Source organism: Streptomyces crystallinus, from assembly GCF_039521265.1.
In the GTDB taxonomy this organism is placed as follows: Bacteria; Actinomycetota; Actinomycetes; order Streptomycetales; family Streptomycetaceae; genus Streptomyces; species Streptomyces crystallinus.
Map to the genome: position 1 here is coordinate 25,826 of NZ_BAAACA010000009.1, position 16,511 is coordinate 42,336.

20 protein-coding genes are annotated in these 16,511 nt (G+C 69.7%); 9 read left to right on the forward strand and 11 right to left on the reverse strand.

Translation table 11 applies throughout. From position 1 onward, the window contains the following. The first annotated feature begins 41 nt into the window (after positions 1-41). Positions 42-428, forward strand: a complete 387-nt coding sequence (locus tag ABD236_RS34990) for a DUF6302 family protein (RefSeq protein WP_425543847.1) — start codon at positions 42-44, stop codon at positions 426-428. Positions 429-623: 195 nt separating this feature from the next. Continuing rightward, positions 624-1,673, forward strand: a complete 1,050-nt coding sequence (locus ABD236_RS07335; protein ID WP_344071491.1) for a TauD/TfdA family dioxygenase — start codon at positions 624-626, stop codon at positions 1,671-1,673. A 14-nt stretch (positions 1,674-1,687) separates the two neighbouring features. Here ABD236_RS07335 and ABD236_RS07340 read toward each other — a convergent pair whose 3' ends face one another. Then, positions 1,688-2,461: a glycosyltransferase family 2 protein gene (locus ABD236_RS07340; protein ID WP_344071493.1), complete on the reverse strand. Its 774-nt coding sequence runs from the start codon at positions 2,459-2,461 to the stop codon at positions 1,688-1,690. 61 nt (positions 2,462-2,522) lie between these two features. On the opposite strand from ABD236_RS07340, the gene ABD236_RS07345 reads away from it, so the two are divergent. Beyond that, positions 2,523-3,785: a nucleotide sugar dehydrogenase gene (locus ABD236_RS07345; protein ID WP_344071496.1), complete on the forward strand. Its 1,263-nt coding sequence runs from the start codon at positions 2,523-2,525 to the stop codon at positions 3,783-3,785. 609 nt (positions 3,786-4,394) lie between these two features. Beyond that, on the forward strand, positions 4,395-4,625 hold the full coding sequence (locus ABD236_RS07350; RefSeq protein ID WP_344072275.1) for a helix-turn-helix domain-containing protein: 231 nt from the start codon (positions 4,395-4,397) through the stop codon (positions 4,623-4,625). Between the two features lie 50 nt (positions 4,626-4,675). On the opposite strand, the gene ABD236_RS07355 is transcribed toward ABD236_RS07350, so the two are convergent. Beyond that, positions 4,676-4,966, reverse strand: a complete 291-nt coding sequence (locus ABD236_RS07355; RefSeq protein WP_344071500.1) for a hypothetical protein — start codon at positions 4,964-4,966, stop codon at positions 4,676-4,678. 125 nt (positions 4,967-5,091) lie between these two features. Between ABD236_RS07355 and ABD236_RS07360 the strand changes: the two genes are divergently transcribed. Both ABD236_RS07360 and ABD236_RS07365 read left to right on the forward strand, forming a co-directional pair. Further along, complete coding sequence (locus ABD236_RS07360; RefSeq protein WP_344071502.1) at positions 5,092-5,631, forward strand: DM13 domain-containing protein; 540 nt, start codon at positions 5,092-5,094, stop codon at positions 5,629-5,631. Between the two features lie 153 nt (positions 5,632-5,784). Next, entirely contained in the window at positions 5,785-7,224 is a 1,440-nt protein-coding gene (locus tag ABD236_RS07365; RefSeq protein WP_344071504.1) for a purine-cytosine permease family protein, read from the forward strand. 7 nt (positions 7,225-7,231) lie between these two features. Here the strand turns inward: ABD236_RS07365 and ABD236_RS07370 are convergent, their stop codons facing one another. The 4 genes from ABD236_RS07370 to ABD236_RS07385 form a co-directional block, all read right to left on the reverse strand. Next, positions 7,232-7,801 (reverse strand): HutD/Ves family protein, encoded by a 570-nt coding sequence (locus ABD236_RS07370; protein WP_344071506.1) that lies wholly within the window; start codon positions 7,799-7,801, stop codon positions 7,232-7,234. A 27-nt stretch (positions 7,802-7,828) separates the two neighbouring features. Further along, a complete protein-coding gene (locus ABD236_RS07375) occupies positions 7,829-8,611 on the reverse strand; it encodes an SDR family NAD(P)-dependent oxidoreductase (RefSeq protein ID WP_344071508.1) in 783 nt (260 codons plus the stop codon). A gap of 161 nt (positions 8,612-8,772) precedes the next feature. Then, positions 8,773-10,194 carry a right-handed parallel beta-helix repeat-containing protein gene (locus ABD236_RS07380; protein WP_344071511.1) on the reverse strand — a complete coding sequence of 474 codons (1,422 nt, stop codon included), beginning with the start codon at positions 10,192-10,194 and terminating at the stop codon, positions 8,773-8,775. A 171-nt stretch (positions 10,195-10,365) separates the two neighbouring features. Next, complete coding sequence (locus ABD236_RS07385) at positions 10,366-11,286, reverse strand: NADP-dependent oxidoreductase (protein WP_344072236.1); 921 nt, start codon at positions 11,284-11,286, stop codon at positions 10,366-10,368. 153 nt (positions 11,287-11,439) lie between these two features. Between ABD236_RS07385 and ABD236_RS07390 the strand changes: the two genes are divergently transcribed. Next, entirely contained in the window at positions 11,440-12,174 is a 735-nt protein-coding gene (locus tag ABD236_RS07390; protein WP_344071513.1) for a class I SAM-dependent DNA methyltransferase, read from the forward strand. Positions 12,175-12,196: 22 nt separating this feature from the next. Here ABD236_RS07390 and ABD236_RS07395 read toward each other — a convergent pair whose 3' ends face one another. Genes ABD236_RS07395 through ABD236_RS07405 form a run of 3 tightly spaced genes read right to left on the reverse strand, consistent with a single transcriptional unit; the run spans position 12,197 to position 13,309 of the window. Beyond that, entirely contained in the window at positions 12,197-12,475 is a 279-nt protein-coding gene (locus tag ABD236_RS07395; RefSeq protein WP_344072238.1) for a YkvA family protein, read from the reverse strand. A gap of 32 nt (positions 12,476-12,507) precedes the next feature. Continuing rightward, a complete protein-coding gene (locus tag ABD236_RS07400; RefSeq protein WP_344071515.1) occupies positions 12,508-13,038 on the reverse strand; it encodes a hypothetical protein in 531 nt (176 codons plus the stop codon). 37 nt (positions 13,039-13,075) lie between these two features. Beyond that, entirely contained in the window at positions 13,076-13,309 is a 234-nt protein-coding gene (locus ABD236_RS07405) for a hypothetical protein (RefSeq protein ID WP_344071517.1), read from the reverse strand. A gap of 160 nt (positions 13,310-13,469) precedes the next feature. Between ABD236_RS07405 and ABD236_RS07410 the strand changes: the two genes are divergently transcribed. Both ABD236_RS07410 and ABD236_RS07415 read left to right on the forward strand, forming a co-directional pair. After that, positions 13,470-14,702, forward strand: coding sequence for a phospholipase D-like domain-containing protein (locus tag ABD236_RS07410; RefSeq protein ID WP_344071519.1), 1,233 nt, complete (start codon positions 13,470-13,472; stop codon positions 14,700-14,702). Between the two features lie 87 nt (positions 14,703-14,789). Further along, complete coding sequence (locus tag ABD236_RS07415; protein ID WP_344071522.1) at positions 14,790-15,245, forward strand: ASCH domain-containing protein; 456 nt, start codon at positions 14,790-14,792, stop codon at positions 15,243-15,245. Between the two features lie 22 nt (positions 15,246-15,267). Here the strand turns inward: ABD236_RS07415 and ABD236_RS07420 are convergent, their stop codons facing one another. Next, on the reverse strand, positions 15,268-15,747 hold the full coding sequence (locus ABD236_RS07420; protein WP_344071524.1) for a hemerythrin domain-containing protein: 480 nt from the start codon (positions 15,745-15,747) through the stop codon (positions 15,268-15,270). 229 nt (positions 15,748-15,976) lie between these two features. After that, entirely contained in the window at positions 15,977-16,384 is a 408-nt protein-coding gene (locus tag ABD236_RS07425; protein WP_344071526.1) for an aggregation-promoting factor C-terminal-like domain-containing protein, read from the reverse strand. Between the last annotated feature and the right edge of the window lie 127 nt (positions 16,385-16,511).

A 16,511-nucleotide genomic window follows, 5' to 3' on the forward strand; every position in this document is an offset into this window, starting at 1 on the left:
GGGGCCGGGCCGCGGCCGGCACCCGGCGGCACGTGCAGAGCATGCCGAGCCCAGCCCTTTGCGCGGCAGAGACGGCATGCGACCACACGAACTACCGGGCCCGTCTCGCCGACCCCGCGCTGCTCAGCCAGGCTGTCGCCGCGGGTGTGGCGTTCGGTGTGTCATTGCTCGCCGTCCCGGAGGGCGGCACTCGTCGGGGCGGCTACCTGGCCTGCACCGATCTACGGCTGGCATTCGCGATCCGCGAGCAGCTCGCACAGTGCCCCGGCTTCCCGGACGCACGAGTCCGGGAAGCCGAGGACCGTACGGTATGCCACCAGGGCGAGTGGGGCGAGGCTACCCCGACTCCATCGTGGAGGCCCTGCGCATGGACTGGCGTACAACAACGCGCTGGGACCTCGACCCCGCAGGAGAGGTCACGGCCGTAGCCCTGACCGGCCCCCTCCGCCCAGGGCCCGGCACCTGCGGCAGACGCGTCCGAATCGCGACGACCCCGTGACGTTGACCGCGCTGTCCTAAGGGCAGTTCCCCGTCCGTTCGATGGCGCGGGCCCTTGCCCTCCAAGGCTCGCTCCAGTTTCCTGCACTACTCCCGCAGCCGCAACGAACAGGAGAGAAGCGGATATGACCGATCTCGGACTCCCCGATTCGCCTGCACCCAGCAGCGTAGAAAACGGGCCACCTGCCGACCCGTTAACCCCTCGCTACAGGGCTGCTGGCGAGCAGCACCAAGGCAAGGTCACCATCATGGATCTGCCGGTGGACCTGGCGAACGATCTGATCAAGATCGGACGGGCGCTGCCAGCCTGGGACGTCGAGGGGGCCTTCCTCGCCTACTCCACGCTTGAGCAGTATCAAGCCGCGTTGGACTCGACTCCTCTGTTCAACGAGTTCATGGGACGCCTCTTGGCCGAGCTCTACGGGATGGCAGGCGGCTACGCGGTGGTGCGGCTGGACCGGATAGCCCAGGAGCTCGGGCTCTCGGAACGGTTCCTTCGCTTGGCCACAGCGGTTCTCACTCAAGTGGCGATCCCGTTCCAGCCCTTCCAGCGGTGGCCCCTGTGGAAGGAAATCGGCACGAACCTCAACGCCAACCCCGGCCTCTCCACTGGGACGGGCTACAACGCATTCCACATGGACCTGGTCAACGCGACCAGGCCGCCGGACTACACCGTGCTCCTGTGCGTCCGCCCCGACCCGCTGGGAGCGGGCGCGAGTATCCTCTCCGACGCCCGCGCGGCCGTGAGGCGACTGACGTCATCGCGCCGCGCGCTGCTGGCCGACGTGTCCTACCGCTACGGAGGATTCTTCGACCTGTGCGAAGTCGGCGAGGAGTTCACACCGTTCCCGGTCCTGGACGGGAAACCCGAGGACAGCGGTTTCGTGCGCTTCACCGCCAAGATGCTCTCTGAGCCCAATCTCGGCCTCGACGAGGAACACGCCCAGGCGGCCAGGGAGCTCGCGGACCAGATGGTCGCGGGCCAAGTCTCCTACACGCTCCAGCGCGGCGACCTTCTGATCGTGGACCAACACCGCTGGGTTCACGGCCGCCGGGCGCTTGGCGACGGGCAGGAGCGCGTCGCGCCAGAGAATCGTCGCCTGCTGCTGCAGCTGTTCCTCCGCAGCGTGGAACCCGGGGACTTCCTAGGCCCCCGGGCGCGGGTCGCTGGCTGAAGGTCTCTGGGGGCTCAGATCCGCGAGTTGCGGAGCGACTGCCACACCGCCCCCGCCAGCGCCCGAGTCGACCGAGGAACCGACAGATGCTCGTGTTCGCGGTACAGCTCCCAGTTGTAGGAGACCAGCGACAGCTTGTTGGAGGACAGGGAGCCGGCCTGGTGGGCCCGGTAGATGGCCAGCGGTTCGGCTAGGCCGCGGGCGTCCGCCCCGTCACGCATGATCGACAGCCACAGAGCGTAGTCCTGTCGCTTCCGCATCTCCGGCATCAGCCGCGTCCCGAGCGCATTGCGGTCGTACATGGCGGTGAGCGCGCCAATGTGGTCCCGTACGAGCATCGCGCGGTAGTCCACGTGGTCCCGTGCGCGGATCACCCGGCTGTTCGGCACCCAGTCGGTGCTCTCGCCGGCGTAGTCGGCGTCCATCTTGAAGTACGAGGTGAAAGTCAGCGGTGCACTGCCCTCGGCCGCGAAGGCGAGCTGCTTCTCGGTCTTCTCCGGAAGCCACATGTCATCGCTGTCGAGGAAGGCGACGTAATCCCCCCGGGCCCGCTCGATCGCCAGATTGCGGGCCCGGCCCGCTCCGCCCCGCTCAGGTGCCGTCTGCGGCAGAACGCGCTCGTCCTGCTTGGCGAACTCGAGTAGCAGGTCCATGGAGCCGTCTGAGGACTGATCGTCAGTGATCAGCAGCTCCAGGTCGCTGTGGGTCTGCGTGAGCACTGACCGCACGGCTGCGCCCAGGGTCGACGCCGAGTTGTACACGGGCATCACGACAGACACCAGAGGCACAGCACTTCTCCTCGCCAGACCAGGAACGACGGTCCATTGAAGCAGGAGCTGAGGAGCGTCCATGCATGTTGTCGTCATAGGCCAGGGTTATGTCGGTCTGCCGCTGGCTGTACGGGCCGCCGAGGTCGGTCATCATGTGGTCGGGTACGAGATCGATCCGCACAGAGTCGCCAGACTGACCAACGGCGAGTCCCACGTCGAGGACATCCCCAACGAGCGGCTGCGGCCCCTCCTGGTAAGCGGCGCCTACCGCCCCTCGGCCTCCCCCGACGCGGTGGCTGCCTTCGACCTGGCGGTGATCACCGTGCCGACTCCTCTGCGCGACGGCGTACCGGACCTCTCCCACATCGAGGCGGCCGGCGAGACGCTGGCCGCACACCTGCGACCGGGTGCCACCGTGGTGTTGGAGTCCACCACCTACCCGGGCACCACCGAGGAACTGCTCGCCGCGCTCCTGGAAAAAGGCTCCGGTCTGCTCGCCGGAGTCGACTTCCACCTCGGGTACAGCCCTGAACGGATCGACCCGGGCAACCCCGTCTGGCGGCTGGAAAACACACCAAAGATCATCTCCGGGATCGACGAGCGATCGTTGCGCGCAGTGGACAGCTTCTACCGGGAGCTGGTCGAGCGCACCGTCCCGGTCTCTTCGTGCAAGGAGGCTGAGCTGACCAAGCTGCTGGAGAACACCTTCCGGCACGTCAACATCGGGCTGATCAACGAGCTGGCGATGATCGCCCACGAGATGGAGATCAACATATGGGAGGTGATCGACGCAGCCGCCACGAAGCCGTTCGGCTTCCTGCGGTTCACCCCGGGGCCCGGGGTGGGCGGACACTGCCTGCCCATCGACCCGTCGTTCCTCTCCTGGCGGGTGGAACGAGCACTCGGCCGATCCTTCCGGTTCGTCGAACTGGCCAACGACGTGAATCGTCACATGCCCGAATACGTAGTCCGCCGCCTCACGCAGGCACTCAACCACCGCCGGATGGCCATCAAGGGATCACGAATCCTGCTCCTCGGCCTGGCCTACAAGGCCGACACCTCCGACTTCCGCGAGTCGCCCTCGGCGCGTGTCGCCGAGCTGCTAATCGACCTGGGCGCCGAGGTATGGGGTGCGGACCCCCACGTCACGGACCACCTCCTCACCGATCCACGCCTCCTCCGAGTGACGGCTACTGCCGACGAGATCGCCGCATCCGACGCGGTGGTACTGCTGACCGACCACTCCACCATCGACTATGAAATGGTCCGTACGCACGCGTCATACGTACTGGACTGTCGGAACCGGTTACCCAGCTCCGGCGGGAACGTCGATGCGCTGTGAAAGGGTGTGCGTATTCCTCAGTCCCGCTCCGTGCCGACCAGCGCGGTCTCGTACACGTCTGGGCGAGGCCCGAATCCGCGACGGCACCGCGGGTGGCTGATCGGCCAGTCCGCAGCTTCGTCGATGCTGCGCAAGGTCCGGTTGGCCTTGTCCGGGTCCTGGTGGGAGGTCCATCCGCAATCAGACGCGTCGAAGACTTCGACCACGCGAACTCCGGCGGTGCGGGTCCTATTCAAGGTGCCGGCGTTGTAGGCGACGGCTGACTTCGCGAGGGTGGCGGCCTCCGCCCAGGCGCGCACTGGGACGCGCGCCCGCTGCGGTAGATCACGTACGTAAGTCCGTGATCGGCGGCGAGTCGGTTCGCGAAGTTCCTGGCAGCCTGCTTCGCGGTCATCTTGCCTGCGGCCAGCAACGGCACCTCCCGACGTGCTGCCTGCCGTGCGGCACAGTAGAACTGGCCAGCCATCCGTTGGGCCTCTTCGGATCGGCGCAGGAAGTCTGCGTAGGAGTCCGCCGCGAGCGACTGAAGAGCGTCACGGTGAAACGTGGTCCAGGCGAAGGTCACACGCCCAGAGCCTCGGCCGCCGTCCGCCCGCCCTCCTCATAGAGATGAGGAAGCTGCCGTTCCACGAACTGACGTGCCTCCTCGTCCACGCGTCGCCGGACGAGCGGATGTTTTTCAGCCCCTTCGCCGTCCGCGCCCATGGGCAGCGCGCCATGACGAAGCTGGAGGCCCGCGACCGGGCGCAACTCGTCGTCATCGCCTACCGGACGGGCCTGGCCCGCACCGCCCCCGACGGCCGCACCGACCGTCTGCCCCAGGAGGACGTCGGCCGGTGAGTGCGGGGGCGGTGACGCCGGGAGAGGCACGAACCGTCAAAGACGGGTGGTCAGTGCGTGCGCGGCCTGACCCAGCCCTTCTGCACCAGCAGGTCGCAGTGCCACTTGGCGTGGCTCGGGGTCTCGTGCTTCTGCTTCACGGCGGCGTCGATGCAGTCCGCGTACGCGAACGGCGGCCCCGAGTTCACCTGCGAAGGCGTCGCGGGGGCAGCCGTGGGGACGGCGTGGGCCTGAGCCGAACCGGCCAGCCCCAGAACGGACAGGGTCAGGACCGAGACAGTGGTGATCTTCCTCATGACCTGTGAACGAGCCTTGGGGACGATGGACACGCGCCCGTCCACGGATGCACCCGCCTTGCCGTAAGGCTTTCGTCATCAGCGCGAGGGCCCGAACACCCCCCGCTTCCGCTTAGCTGGACGCAAGAGAGAGGGACGACCTCTTCGAACGAGGATGGAGAGGTGGATTCATGCGCGCGGTCACTGCCCTCGCTGCCTTCCTGCGAAAGCCCCTGGGGATCGCCCTGTCGGGGGTCGCGGTACTGCTGCTCGCCGTCGGCCTGTACTGGTTCCAGCCGTGGAAGCTCTGGGTGGACGAGACGGTCCACGACGCACTGCCCGCCGCCGCACCCACGGCCGGCGCGCGGCCCGGGCCGTCCGTCCTCGCGACCGGCGAGCTGATCAGCCACGAGCACACGACGAAGGGGACCGTGCGCATCCTCCAGCTCCCCGGTGGCAAGCGCACGTTGCGCCTGGAGGGACTCGACACCAGCAACGGCCCCGACCTGCGGGTGCTGATCACCGACGCCCCGGTGAAGAAGGGCACGGCGGGCTGGCGGGTCTTCGACGACGGCAAGCACGTCAGCCTCGGCAAGCTGAAGGGCAACAAGGGCGACCAGAACTACGACCTGCCGGCCGACCTCGACCTGGCCGTCTACACCAGTGTCAGCATCTGGTGCGACCGCTTCGACGTCTCCTTCGGCGCCGCGCAGCTGACGCGCACGGTCTGAGCTGCGGCCCACCCGTCAGCCCCGGTTGTGAAATTTGCCATTCAAGATCTTGATGTTTGTTGATCCCCATGCCAGATTCGGCGCAGCCCAACCAGGGTCAACGGCGGAGTCCGTCCTGCTCCGCCGGATCAGCTGCGGGGAGAGGTCGTCGAGATGCCCGAACCACACACTCCTGGGGACCGTCTCGCGGTGGAGCGGCGGACCATCGAACCCGTCCCGGACAGCGAGCGGCACGGCACGCCGCGCAGCCAGTTCACCCTCTGGTTCGGCGCCAATATGCAGATCACCGCGATCGTCGACGGCGCGCTGTCGGTCGTCTTCGGCGCCGACGCGCTCTGGGCGATACCCGCGCTGCTGATCGGCAACATCCTCGGCGGCGTCGTGATGGCGCTGCACTCCGCGCAGGGACCCCGGCTCGGCGTACCGCAGATGATCTCCAGTCGCGCGCAGTTCGGTGTGTACGGCGCCGTGCTGCCGCTGCTGCTGGTGATCCTCATGTACCTGGGCTTCGCCGCGACCGGCAGCGTGCTGGCCGGGCAGGCGATGTCGAAACTGCTGCACATCGACACCGACGCCGGGATCCTCGTCTTCGGGGCCCTGACCACCGTCGTCGCCGTCACCGGCTACCGCCTCATCCACCTCGCCGGCCGCATCGCGACCGTCGTCGGGGCGCTCGGCCTCGGCTACCTGGTGGTGCGGCTGTTCACGCAGTACGACGTCGGCGCGCACGTCGGCGACAAGGGGTTCGAGGCGGCGACCTTCCTGCTGGCCGTGGGACTCGGGGCGGGCTGGCAGCTCACCTTCGGCCCCTATGTCGCCGACTACTCGCGCTATCTGCCGCGCGACACCAGCGCCCGCGCGACGTTCTGGTCCACCTTCCTCGGCTCCGTGATCGGATCCCAGTGGGCGATGACGCTGGGCGCGCTCACCGCCGCCGTCGCGGGCAAGGCCTTCCTGCCCGACCAGGTGGGCTTCCTCGGCGACCTGGCCGGCCCGGCGTTCCTCGCGTTCCTGATCTACCTGGTGATCGTGGTGGGCAAGCTGACCGTCAACTGCCTGAACGCCTACGGCGGCTTCATGTCGATCCTGACCACCGTCACCGCGTTCGACCGCCGCTCACGTATCTCGGCCGCGGCACGCGCCGCCTACATCGTCGGCTTCATCGCGGTGTCCATGGTCATCGCGCTCGCCGCCAGCGACGACTTCCTCACCAACTTCAAGAACTTCGTGCTGCTGCTCCTGACGGTGTTCACCCCGTGGAGCGCGATCAACCTGGTCGACTACTACCTGCTCTCCCGCGAACGCGTCGACATCCCGGCCCTGTACGACCCGGACGGCCGCTACGGGCGCTGGAACGTCACCGCGCTGACCTGCTATGTCGTCGGCGTCGCCGTACAGATCCCGTTCCTGGCCACCAAGCTGTACACCGGTGCGCTCACCAAGAAGCTCGACGGCGCCGACATCTCGTGGATCGTCGGCCTGGCGGTCACCGCGGTGCTGTACGGGGTCTGGGCGCGGCGCACCGCCAACCCGCCGGCCGAGACCATCCACCCGGCCCCGACCGAGAGCAGCGTCCAGGCGGCGGCCGGCTGACCGGGGGTCACTCCACCGGAGCGACATCCGCCCACAGGGCGGCGGCGTCGGGCGAGAGCGGTACGAGCGCTCCCCCCGGCGCCGCGTCGTCTCCGTCCCACCACCCGCCCTGACCCGGCCTCAGGGCAGGGCTGGCTGACTCGTCCTGCCAGGTGCCGCGCAGCACATAGAACACCCCGGAGTGCCCCGGGCGCGGCACGACGGGATCTGTGACCCGCTCCACCCGGGCCGTCCAACTCCCGCGCCGGGCCATGAGGTTGAGCACCCGGCAGGGTCCTCCCGGCAATTCCGCGACCAGGTCGAGGTCGCCGGAGAAGCCGAACGGCTCCCCCGCGCGCGCCAGCACCCGGTCGAACACCCCGGGGCACGTCAGCCGCACACCGTCTCCCGTCAGGAGGGTGAGCGTCCGGTCCACCCCGGGGAACGCCGAGAACGGCCCGCCCCGGGTGATGTCGGCGACGCTCGCACGCCACCCGAAGACATCGGTGCCCGAGGGCCGGGAGGCGATCTCCCTGGTCGTGCCGCCGCCGTTGCGCCACTGGCCCGCGGGCAGTGACTCGACATCGAAGTGGTGCATGGGTGGGCTCCTACGTACGACAGCAGGTCAGGTCCTCAAGTACGAGGCCCCGTTGACGTCGAGGACCGTACCCGAGCTCCACATGGCCTGCGGGGAGGCCAGATAGAGCACGGCGGCCGCGATCTCGTCCGCCTCGGCGACGCGCCCGAAGGGGCTCTGGGCCCGGATGCCCTCCCCCTCGGGCCCCTCCAGACGGCCCGCGACCCGCTCGGTGGCGACGAAGCCGGGGGCGACGGACGCCACGGCGATACCGTGCGGGGCGAGCGAGACCGCGAGGGACTGGCCCAAGGCGTGCAGGGCGGCCTTGGTGGCGCCGTAGGCGGGGTGGTCGGGCTCGCCCCGGAAGGCGCCGCGCGAACCGATGTTGACGATCCGCCCCTCGCGGCCCGCCTCGACCATGCGGCTCGCCACACGGTGGCTGAGGTGGGCGGGGCCGAGAAGGTTGACGTCGACGGTCTGCCGCCAGGCCTGCTGCCACTGCTCGTACGAGGTCTGCGCCAGCGGGTGGGCCACCATCACGGCGGCGTTGTTGACCAGGACGTCCACCCCGCCGAGCGCCTCCTCGGCGCGGGCCGCCAGTTCCTCGACGCTGTCCGGGTCCGCGAGGTCCGCCGGGATCAGTACGTGCCCCTCGCCCTCCAGCGCGGCCAGGGTCGCCTCGGCGTCCGGCCCGACCGTGGAGCAGTGGACGGCCACCCGGTCACCGGCTCGGGCGAAGGCGGCGGCCACGGCCCGCCCGATGCCCCGGGAGGCTCCGGTGACCAGGACGCCCCGGCCGGTGCTGGGCAGCTTCGTCACGGTCCGGTCCATCGCGGCCCCTCTCCTCGATGTCGACGACGGCCCTGCCGTCGTGCCCTCGCCGCGAGCGTACAGAGCAAGATCACGATCCGTGAAGCCCGGCCTGCGGACAGCGAAACCGGACAGCAAAACCGGATGGCGACACCGGATGGCGGAAAGCGTGTGCCGGCGCCTCAGACCGGCAGGTTGGCCGTGATCAGGCAACCCGGGCTGTCGGCCGCGCTCACGGCGATCGGCGTGGTGGTGCCCAGCAGGCTGTTCCCGTTGACCAGGGTGTTGGCCGAGGAGGCCACGGTGACGCCGTTGGGGCCGTTGCGCACCACGTTGCCGGTCACCGCGCAGCCCGGCGAGGAGTCCACGTGGATGCCCTTGTCGTTGCTGCCGGAGACGGTGTTCCCGCTGATCAGCGCGTCGGGGGCGTAGTACGCCCGGATCCCGGCCGCGACGGCGCCAGCCACGACGTTGCCGGAGATGACGACACGCGAGGCCGATGTGCCGCTGCTCGCGCTGCCGCCCATGACGTCGATGCCACGGTCCTTGGCGCCCGCGCCCTGGATGATGTTGCCGGTGACGACCAGGTCCTGGAAACCCGCGACCGCGCCGCCGGAGTTGGCGTAGGTCGCGCGGATGCCGCCGAAGCAGTCGTCCATCGTGTTGTCGGCGACGACGGTCTGGTTGGTCGCGTAGGGGTGGATGGCGAACGAGCGGCTGCCGTGGACGGTGTTGCTGACGATCTGGACGCGCTCATGGGAGTTGCGGGCGTCGAAGCCGTGGGAGCCGACCAGGGTGGGGAAGGCGCCGTAGGTGACGCCGCCGACCGTGCTGCCCGAGCCGCAGTAGTTGTCGCGGACGACGATGTCGGAGCAGGCGGTGCCGTCCTCGGCGCCGATGACAGTTCCGCCGACCCGGGCGCTGTCCAGCTGGACGGCCTCGGTTCCCCAGGAGATCCGGTTGGCGGTGCCGGTCCAGCCGCTGAAGCGGCAGTTCTCAACGCGGCCGTTGCGTACGGCGCCGAACTCCACGGCGTGCCAGTTGGAGACGTTCACCACGCGCAGATCGCGGATGGTCACATCGGTGGCGTGCCAGATGGATATCCCCATCCAGCCCTGGTCGTCGTCGGCGGGCTGCGGGCCGGCCACGTCCCACACCCCGCCCTCGACGACGATGTTCCCCGGGCCGCTGTAGCCGGAGCCGCCGGCCGTGTCCCCCCATGTGCCGTTCATCAGCATGAACTGCGTGGTCCCGGTGCGCCGGAACGTGGTGCCCGGGGTGAGCGTCAGCCGGGTGTCGGCGCCGATCCGCAGGTACGCGCCGATGGTCCAGGTGCCCGGGCCCACGACGACGTGCCCGCCGCCCGCGCTCTTGGCGGCGTTCAGCGCGGCCTGGACCGGCGCCTCCGTGGTCCCCGCCGAACTGTCGACGTAGTACACCTTCCAGGTGCCGGACGGCGTGGCGGCGCTGGCGGGCTGCGCACCCAGCACGGTGGCGGACGCCAGACCGGTGGCCGCGAGTCCGGCGGTGCCGAACGCCGCGCGGTCGAGCAGGCTTCGGCGGCTCAGACGGGGCGACGCCGTGCCGGGGTCCATGCTGGGCATGGGTGGGACCTCCTGTGGTGCCTGGGGTGGGGACGACACAGGAGTTCTATCAGCAGACCGGTCCGCGCCTTGCCGCGCCCGGTCGCGGCGGCGTACCGACCCCGGCCCGGCGGGCGAGGTGGTACGCCGACGTGACCCCGACGGGACGACGCTTAGGCGCGTGACGCGATGTCAGACGGTCAGGACGATCTTGCCTCGGGTCCGGCCCTCCTGGTTCAGACGCCAGGCGTCCGCCGCCTCGGCCAGCGGGAAGGTGCGCTCGACGTTCACCTTCAGCTTCCCGGCGTCCGCGAGCCGGGCGAGCTCCGCGAGGTCCTCGGGGTCCGGGCGCACCCAGAGCGAGTGCCCGCCCTGCTCGACAGCGGCCTGGTCGGCGATGGACACCATCCGCTCCCGCTGCTTGAGCAGCGCCTGCGACAGATCGACGACGCCGCCCCCGACGAAGTCGAGCGCCGCGTCCACGCCCTGCGGCGCGAGCTCGCGTACGCGGTCCTCCAGGCCGTCCCCGTACGTCACGGGCTCAGCGCCGAGCCCCCGCAGGAACTCGTGGTTCCGCTCGCTCGCGGTACCGATCACCCGGGCGCCGAGGTCCACCAGGATCTGCACGGCGAACGCCCCGACACCGCCGGAGGCCGCGTGCACCAGCACCGTCTCGCCCGCGCGCACCCCGGCCCGCTGGACGGACTGGTAGGCGGTCAGCCCCGCCAGCGGCACCCCGGCCGCCTCTTCCCAGCTCAGCGCGGCGGGCTTGCGCGCCACGGACCGTACGGGCGCGGCGACGAGCTCCGCGTACGCGCCCTGCTGCACCCAGTCCTTGCGCACATAGCCGAAGACCTCGTCGCCCACCTGGTACTCGGGCACGTCCAGGCCGACCGCTTCCACCACGCCCGCGACGTCCCACCCCGGGATCAGCGGGAACCCGACTTCCATGATCGGGTCGAGATAGCCCGCGGCCACCTTCCAGTCGACCGGGTTGACCCCGGCCGCCTTCACCCGGATCAGGACCTCGCCGGGCGCCACCTTCGGATCGGGCACGTCCGTCAGGCGTAGATCATCAGCAGAGCCGTACTTCTCCAGCACAATTGCCTTCATGACCAGCACGAACAGCGGATCGGCCCACCTCATTCCCGGGAAGTGCGAATACACCCGAACGGCGGCGGTCCCGGGGGGTCACGAGGGGATGTGATCACCGGGCGCGACAAATGCGTCGACAGCCGCGCTCGGCACCCGGCACAGTGGCCGACCGTGACGAGCAGTGAGCTGTGGACCCGTGCGACCGCCGAGCGCTACGACGCCGAGGAGAGCGAGCTCTCCTCGCCCGCCGTGCTCGGACCGACGCTCGCCTTCCTGGCCGAGCTCGCCGGGGACGGCCGGGCACTGGAGTTCGCCATCGGGACCGGGCGGGTGGGCGTGCCGCTGCGGGAGCGCGGCGTACAGGTGGCGGGTATCGAACTGTCCGAGCACATGGCGGCGGTCCTGCGCCGCAAGGCCGACGCGGACAGCCTGCCGGTGACCATCGGGGACATGGCCACCACCGTCGTCCCCGGCGAGTTCAGCCTGGTCTATCTCGTCTACAACACCATCACGAACCTGCTCACCCAGGACGAGCAGGTCGCGTGTTTCCGCAACGCGGCACGCCATCTGGCGCCCGGTGGCCGGTTCGTCATCGAGCTGGGCGTGCCGCCGCTGCGGTTTTTGCCTCCCGGCCAGGTCGCGGTGCCGTTCGACGTCTCCGAAGAGCATCTCGGCTTCGACACCTTCGACCTGGTCGAGCAGATCCTCGTCTCGCACCACTTCACGCGCGACGGCGACGGCTACCGCCGCGCCAACTCCCGGCACCGGTACGCCTGGCCGGCCGAGCTCGACCTGATGGCCCGGCTCGCCGGGCTGGAGCTGGAGCGCCGGGTGGCGGACTGGGACGGGGCGCCCTTCACCCAGGACTCCGCCAAGCACATCTCGGTATGGCGCAAGCCCGTCTGAAGCCGGACCCATCGGACAGGCCCTAGTCCGGCCGGGCGCTCCCCCGCGACGCCGCCGCGGCCTGCAAGCTGCGCAGCGCCAGGAGCAGTACGCCTATGTCGTCCAGGTACACGGGGTCGGGCAGCAGGTCCACCGGGCTGATCACATACACCAAGGCGCCCCAGTAGGCGGCCTTGTGCGTCAGCGGGACACCGGCGTCCCGCAGGATCTTGCGGGCCCGGACCAGCCGTACCGTCAGGACGACCGCCACCAGCGCGGCGGCGAGCAGCGCGAGTACGGCGAGAACCAGGCCGACCGTCAGTCCCGTGCCCCACGGGGCGGCGGTCCGCACTCCTACCCCGGGAGCCGGACGTCGCCGCGCTCGAAGGTCTCGGCCGCCTGCCGCAGACGCAGCTGCTCCAGTGTGTCCAGCTGCCGCTCGGCGCGTTCGAGCAGGTCGTCGAGCTGCGCGCCGTCCAGGCGTCTGTCGCCGTCGGCCACTTGGCGCAGGCTGCGCCAGAGCGCCGCCTTCCCCTCGACGCCCAGGCGCAGCAGTTCCAGCTCCACCAGGGACGTGAGCGGCGAGCGGCGTACGAGCCGCCCGTTGGGTTTCAAGCGGCCCACCGTTTCGGCCAGCGCCCCCGCGGCGACCTTGTAACGGCGGACGGGAACGTCGAGTCGCCGCATGATGTCCAGCAGGGCCGCCCGGTCCTCGGAGATCTCGTCGGCGACGGGCCGTACCTCGTCGGCGAGTGCGGGAGCCCGCTCGGAGTCGGCCTCGACCAGGGACCGCGCCCGGCGTACGCCCAGCGTGGCACCGGCGAGGTGGTCGTTGAGATAGATACCGAGCAGATCCGTGCCGCTGCGGTTCGTGCGCGCGCCCATCGGCTCGCTCCCTTCGGGATCGGCGGCTGCGCCTGGCTCAGCCCTTCAGACGGTTGCGAAGAAGCTGTTTGCCCAGGTCCGCGCCCTTGCGGCTGTCGGCCTGCGCGCGGCGGAACAGATCCGCGACTTCGGTGTCCTTCTCGCGCTCCGCGTCCTGAATGTACGTCTCCAGGCGCAGGGCGTTGCTCAGACACGCTTCGACGTACCAGACGAGGTTGTAGTCCTTGTCCGGAGTGCCGGTGGGACCGCTGGTGTCTTTCGTGCCGGCCATATGAGCCTCCGCTGTCGGTGGTTCGGCGTCCGCCTGTGCGGCTTTCCGGGCCCGGGTACCCCGGCCACGCGCGCCAAACGAACCGGAGCGGTCGAGTGGCGGGTGGTCTCTGACGAGGGCTTAGGATGCGCGGGATTTCTGGATCTCACAGGGGAGGGACATGCAGCTCATCCGTATACCCGGCCGACTGCGTACCGCCGTCGGCGCGTTCGCCGTCGCCACGGGGGTGCTCACTGGGATGCTCGTGGGGCCCGTGGACACCGCGAGCGCCGCCACCGTCACCACGGGGCCGGTGTTCAACGATCCGACCGGGGACAGCGCGGCCCAGCAGGCCATCCGCGGCCAGGTCCGGTCCGTCGTCGCCAACGCCGACAGCGGAACCTCGCTGCGGCTGGCCATGTACCACCTGTGGGACGAGACCGTCGCGAACGAACTGGTCGCTGCCAAGACGGATCGCGGCATCAGCGTCAAGGTGGTCCTGGACGCGAGCACCCGCGACTTCCCGGCGGCGTACGACATTCTGCTGAACGCTCTCGGATCGGACACCACGAAGAGCTCGTACGTGAAGCTGTGCGCCACCGGCAGCTCCTGTCTGGGCCCGGCGGGCACCGGCATCAACCACAACAAGTTCCTGCTGGCCGGCAGCGTCGGCGGCGGGGCCCAGAAGAACGTCGTGGTGCAGCTCACCTCGAACCTGACGCCGTCCAACTACGCGCGCTACTGGAACAGTTCGGTCACCGTCGTGGGGAACACCGAGCTGTACGGCGGCTATCTCTCCTACTTCGACAAGCTGCCCGCGCAGAACCGCGGCGCCTGGTCGTACACGTACGGCAACGCGGGTGACTACAAGTACTACTTCTTCCCGCGCGCGGGCACCGATGACACCACTGACACCGTGGTGAACGCGCTGGACAACATCACCTGCCGCTGGACCGACACCGCGGGCGCCCACCGCACGACCGTCCACGCCGCCATGCTGAAGATCAGCCGTCAGGCCGTGGCCGACAAGCTGCGCGCGCTCGCCGGGGCCGGGTGTCTGGTGGACCTCGTCTACAGTGAGACCGACACCGGGACGTGGAACGCCCTGCACGGGGTCTCCGGCATCACCAACCGCTGCTACCAGCACGACGACGACGCCGACAGCGCCACCCCGAACCGCATCGTGCACTCCAAGAACGTGATGGTGGACGGCATGTACGCGGGTACCGTTCAGAAGCTGATGTGGACCGGCAGCCACAACTGGAGCGGTCCGGCGCTGCGCGACAACGACGAGGCGATGCTGCGTATCACCACGCCTTCCGTCTACAGCGCGTTCGAGGCCAACTTCCAGGCGGCCCGGGCCGCGGCCGTGCCCGGCACCAGCGACAACGTCAGCGCCTGCAAGAGCGAGTAGCGCGGGCCGCGGCTCCCGTCGTACGAGGCGGGAGCCGCCCCCCGTAATGGGCGGGACGGATCGGGCGGCGCTCGCTACTGTGGCGGCATGACCACCGGCGCCGTTCCTTCCGACGACATCGCCTCGCTGCCCCGGGCCGAGTTCGCCTTCCCCGGCCCGCTGCGGGACCAGCTCGTCGCGGCCATCCTCGATGGCTCCAAGACCTCCACGACCGGACTCGTGATCGACTACGAGCACGCAGGGGACCCGCTGCCCTCCGTCGGGAGCCGAGCGGTGGTCGTCGACTCGGACGGCCGTCCGGTCGCGGTCATCGAGGTCACCGGTGTACGTGTGGTGCCGCTCGCCGAGGTGGACCTCGCCCATGTGGTGGACGAGGGGGAAGGCGACACCAGCGTCGCCGGATGGCGGGCCAACCATGAGAGCTTCTGGCACAGCGCCGAGATGCGGGCGGCCCTGGAGGACCCGGGGTTCACCGTGGACGACGAGACCCCGGTGGTCCTGGAGCGCTTCCGCCTCGTGACCGACCTGCGCCCGGCTGACTGACCTGACGCTCAGCCGTGGTCCGTCACGCGGCCACGGTGTCCCACATCACCTGCGAGGACGGGCGGTGCGGACGCTGCGGGGCCCGGTCGGCGAGCCTGGTCAGCCAGGCGCCGATCTCCTGGAGGTCCCGGCGGCCGACGGCGGCCCGTACCCGCGGGAACCACCGGTGCTCCTCCGCGTCCATGTGCCGCTCGACGATGTCCATCAGCAGGCGGGTCTTGGCGTCGAAGGCGACCGCGTCGGGGCGCATGTCGTACAGCTCCGCGGCCAGCACATCGGCGATGTGGTGCTCCTCCACGAAGCCCAGCACGTCCGGCTCGGTCTCCGGCAGGAGCACGACCACGCGGGGGTACATGCCCTCGCGCTCCAGGTACCCGTACACGGTCAGCGCGCGCAGAAAGGGCCCCACGGCCTCGGTACTGCCCTCGACCCGGTAGGAGCGCATCAGCCGCCTGAGCTCCTTGTGGCCTTCCCTCAGCATCACGATCGCGTCGGTCGACATGGGCAGCTCCTTGTGGCACAGCACTCACTTCCGTCGCAGTCCATACCCGGCAAACCGGATGATCACGCGCCGCGATGCCGGGGCTTCCGTCTGTCGTCACGCGGTCACGGATGGTTGTAGGAACAGCTGACCGGCTCAGTCGCTGAACCCAGGCGGGAGGCCGCAACGCGAAGACGCCCGACCGGAAAGTCCGGTCGAGCGTCTTCGTACGTCTGGTGTCTGTGACGGCTTAGTACCAGTGGTGGGCCTGCCAGAAGTTCCACGCACCGACGGGGCTGCCGTAGCGGGAGTTCATGTAGTCCAGACCCCACTTGATCTGGGTGGCCGGGTTGGTCTTCCAGTCGGCGCCGGCCGAGGCCATCTTCGAGGCCGGCAGGGCCTGGACCAGGCCGTACGCGCCCGAGGAGGAGTTCGTGGCGGTGTGATCCCAGCCGCTCTCACGGGAGACGATGTTGTTGAAGGCCGCGAACTGCGCCGGGTCCTTGATCATCTGCTGGGCGATCGCCTTGGCGCTCGTCGGGGCCGCCGCCTGGGCGGGAACCGTGGCGAGCATGGAACCGGCGGCACCGAGGGCGACGACGGCACCCGCGAGGGTCTTCTTCGAAGCGGCGATGCGGCGGATGACGGAGTTGGACACAGAGGAACCTTCCAAAGGGGACAAGGGCGGTCGCGGCATGCCGGAGGCATGCGTGAGCCACTCACGCGAGGGAGAGGGGTTCGTCAGCGGCGGGGAGAAACACCCGTACCGCTCGGCGACTCATCCA

Bases quoted from the DNA above. Each gene is read 5' to 3' on its own strand.
- ABD236_RS07415 (WP_344071522.1), top strand. From the start codon at position 14,790: ATGACCACCGGCGCCGTTCCTTCCGACGACATCGCCTCGCTGCCCCGG.
- ABD236_RS07345 (WP_344071496.1), top strand. From the start codon at position 2,523: ATGCATGTTGTCGTCATAGGCCAGGGTTATGTCGGTCTGCCGCTGGCT.
- ABD236_RS07375 (WP_344071508.1), bottom strand. From the start codon at position 8,611: ATGGACCGGACCGTGACGAAGCTGCCCAGCACCGGCCGGGGCGTCCTG.
- ABD236_RS07385 (WP_344072236.1), bottom strand. From the start codon at position 11,286: ATGAAGGCAATTGTGCTGGAGAAGTACGGCTCTGCTGATGATCTACGC.
- ABD236_RS07350 (WP_344072275.1), top strand. From the start codon at position 4,395: ATGAGGAAGCTGCCGTTCCACGAACTGACGTGCCTCCTCGTCCACGCG.
- ABD236_RS34990 (WP_425543847.1), top strand. From the start codon at position 42: ATGCCGAGCCCAGCCCTTTGCGCGGCAGAGACGGCATGCGACCACACG.
- ABD236_RS07410 (WP_344071519.1), top strand. From the start codon at position 13,470: ATGCAGCTCATCCGTATACCCGGCCGACTGCGTACCGCCGTCGGCGCG.
- ABD236_RS07400 (WP_344071515.1), bottom strand. From the start codon at position 13,038: ATGGGCGCGCGCACGAACCGCAGCGGCACGGATCTGCTCGGTATCTAT.
- ABD236_RS07370 (WP_344071506.1), bottom strand. From the start codon at position 7,801: ATGCACCACTTCGATGTCGAGTCACTGCCCGCGGGCCAGTGGCGCAAC.
- ABD236_RS07335 (WP_344071491.1), top strand. From the start codon at position 624: ATGACCGATCTCGGACTCCCCGATTCGCCTGCACCCAGCAGCGTAGAA.
- ABD236_RS07420 (WP_344071524.1), bottom strand. From the start codon at position 15,747: ATGTCGACCGACGCGATCGTGATGCTGAGGGAAGGCCACAAGGAGCTC.
- ABD236_RS07365 (WP_344071504.1), top strand. From the start codon at position 5,785: ATGCCCGAACCACACACTCCTGGGGACCGTCTCGCGGTGGAGCGGCGG.
- ABD236_RS07380 (WP_344071511.1), bottom strand. From the start codon at position 10,194: ATGCCCAGCATGGACCCCGGCACGGCGTCGCCCCGTCTGAGCCGCCGA.
- ABD236_RS07360 (WP_344071502.1), top strand. From the start codon at position 5,092: ATGCGCGCGGTCACTGCCCTCGCTGCCTTCCTGCGAAAGCCCCTGGGG.
- ABD236_RS07405 (WP_344071517.1), bottom strand. From the start codon at position 13,309: ATGGCCGGCACGAAAGACACCAGCGGTCCCACCGGCACTCCGGACAAG.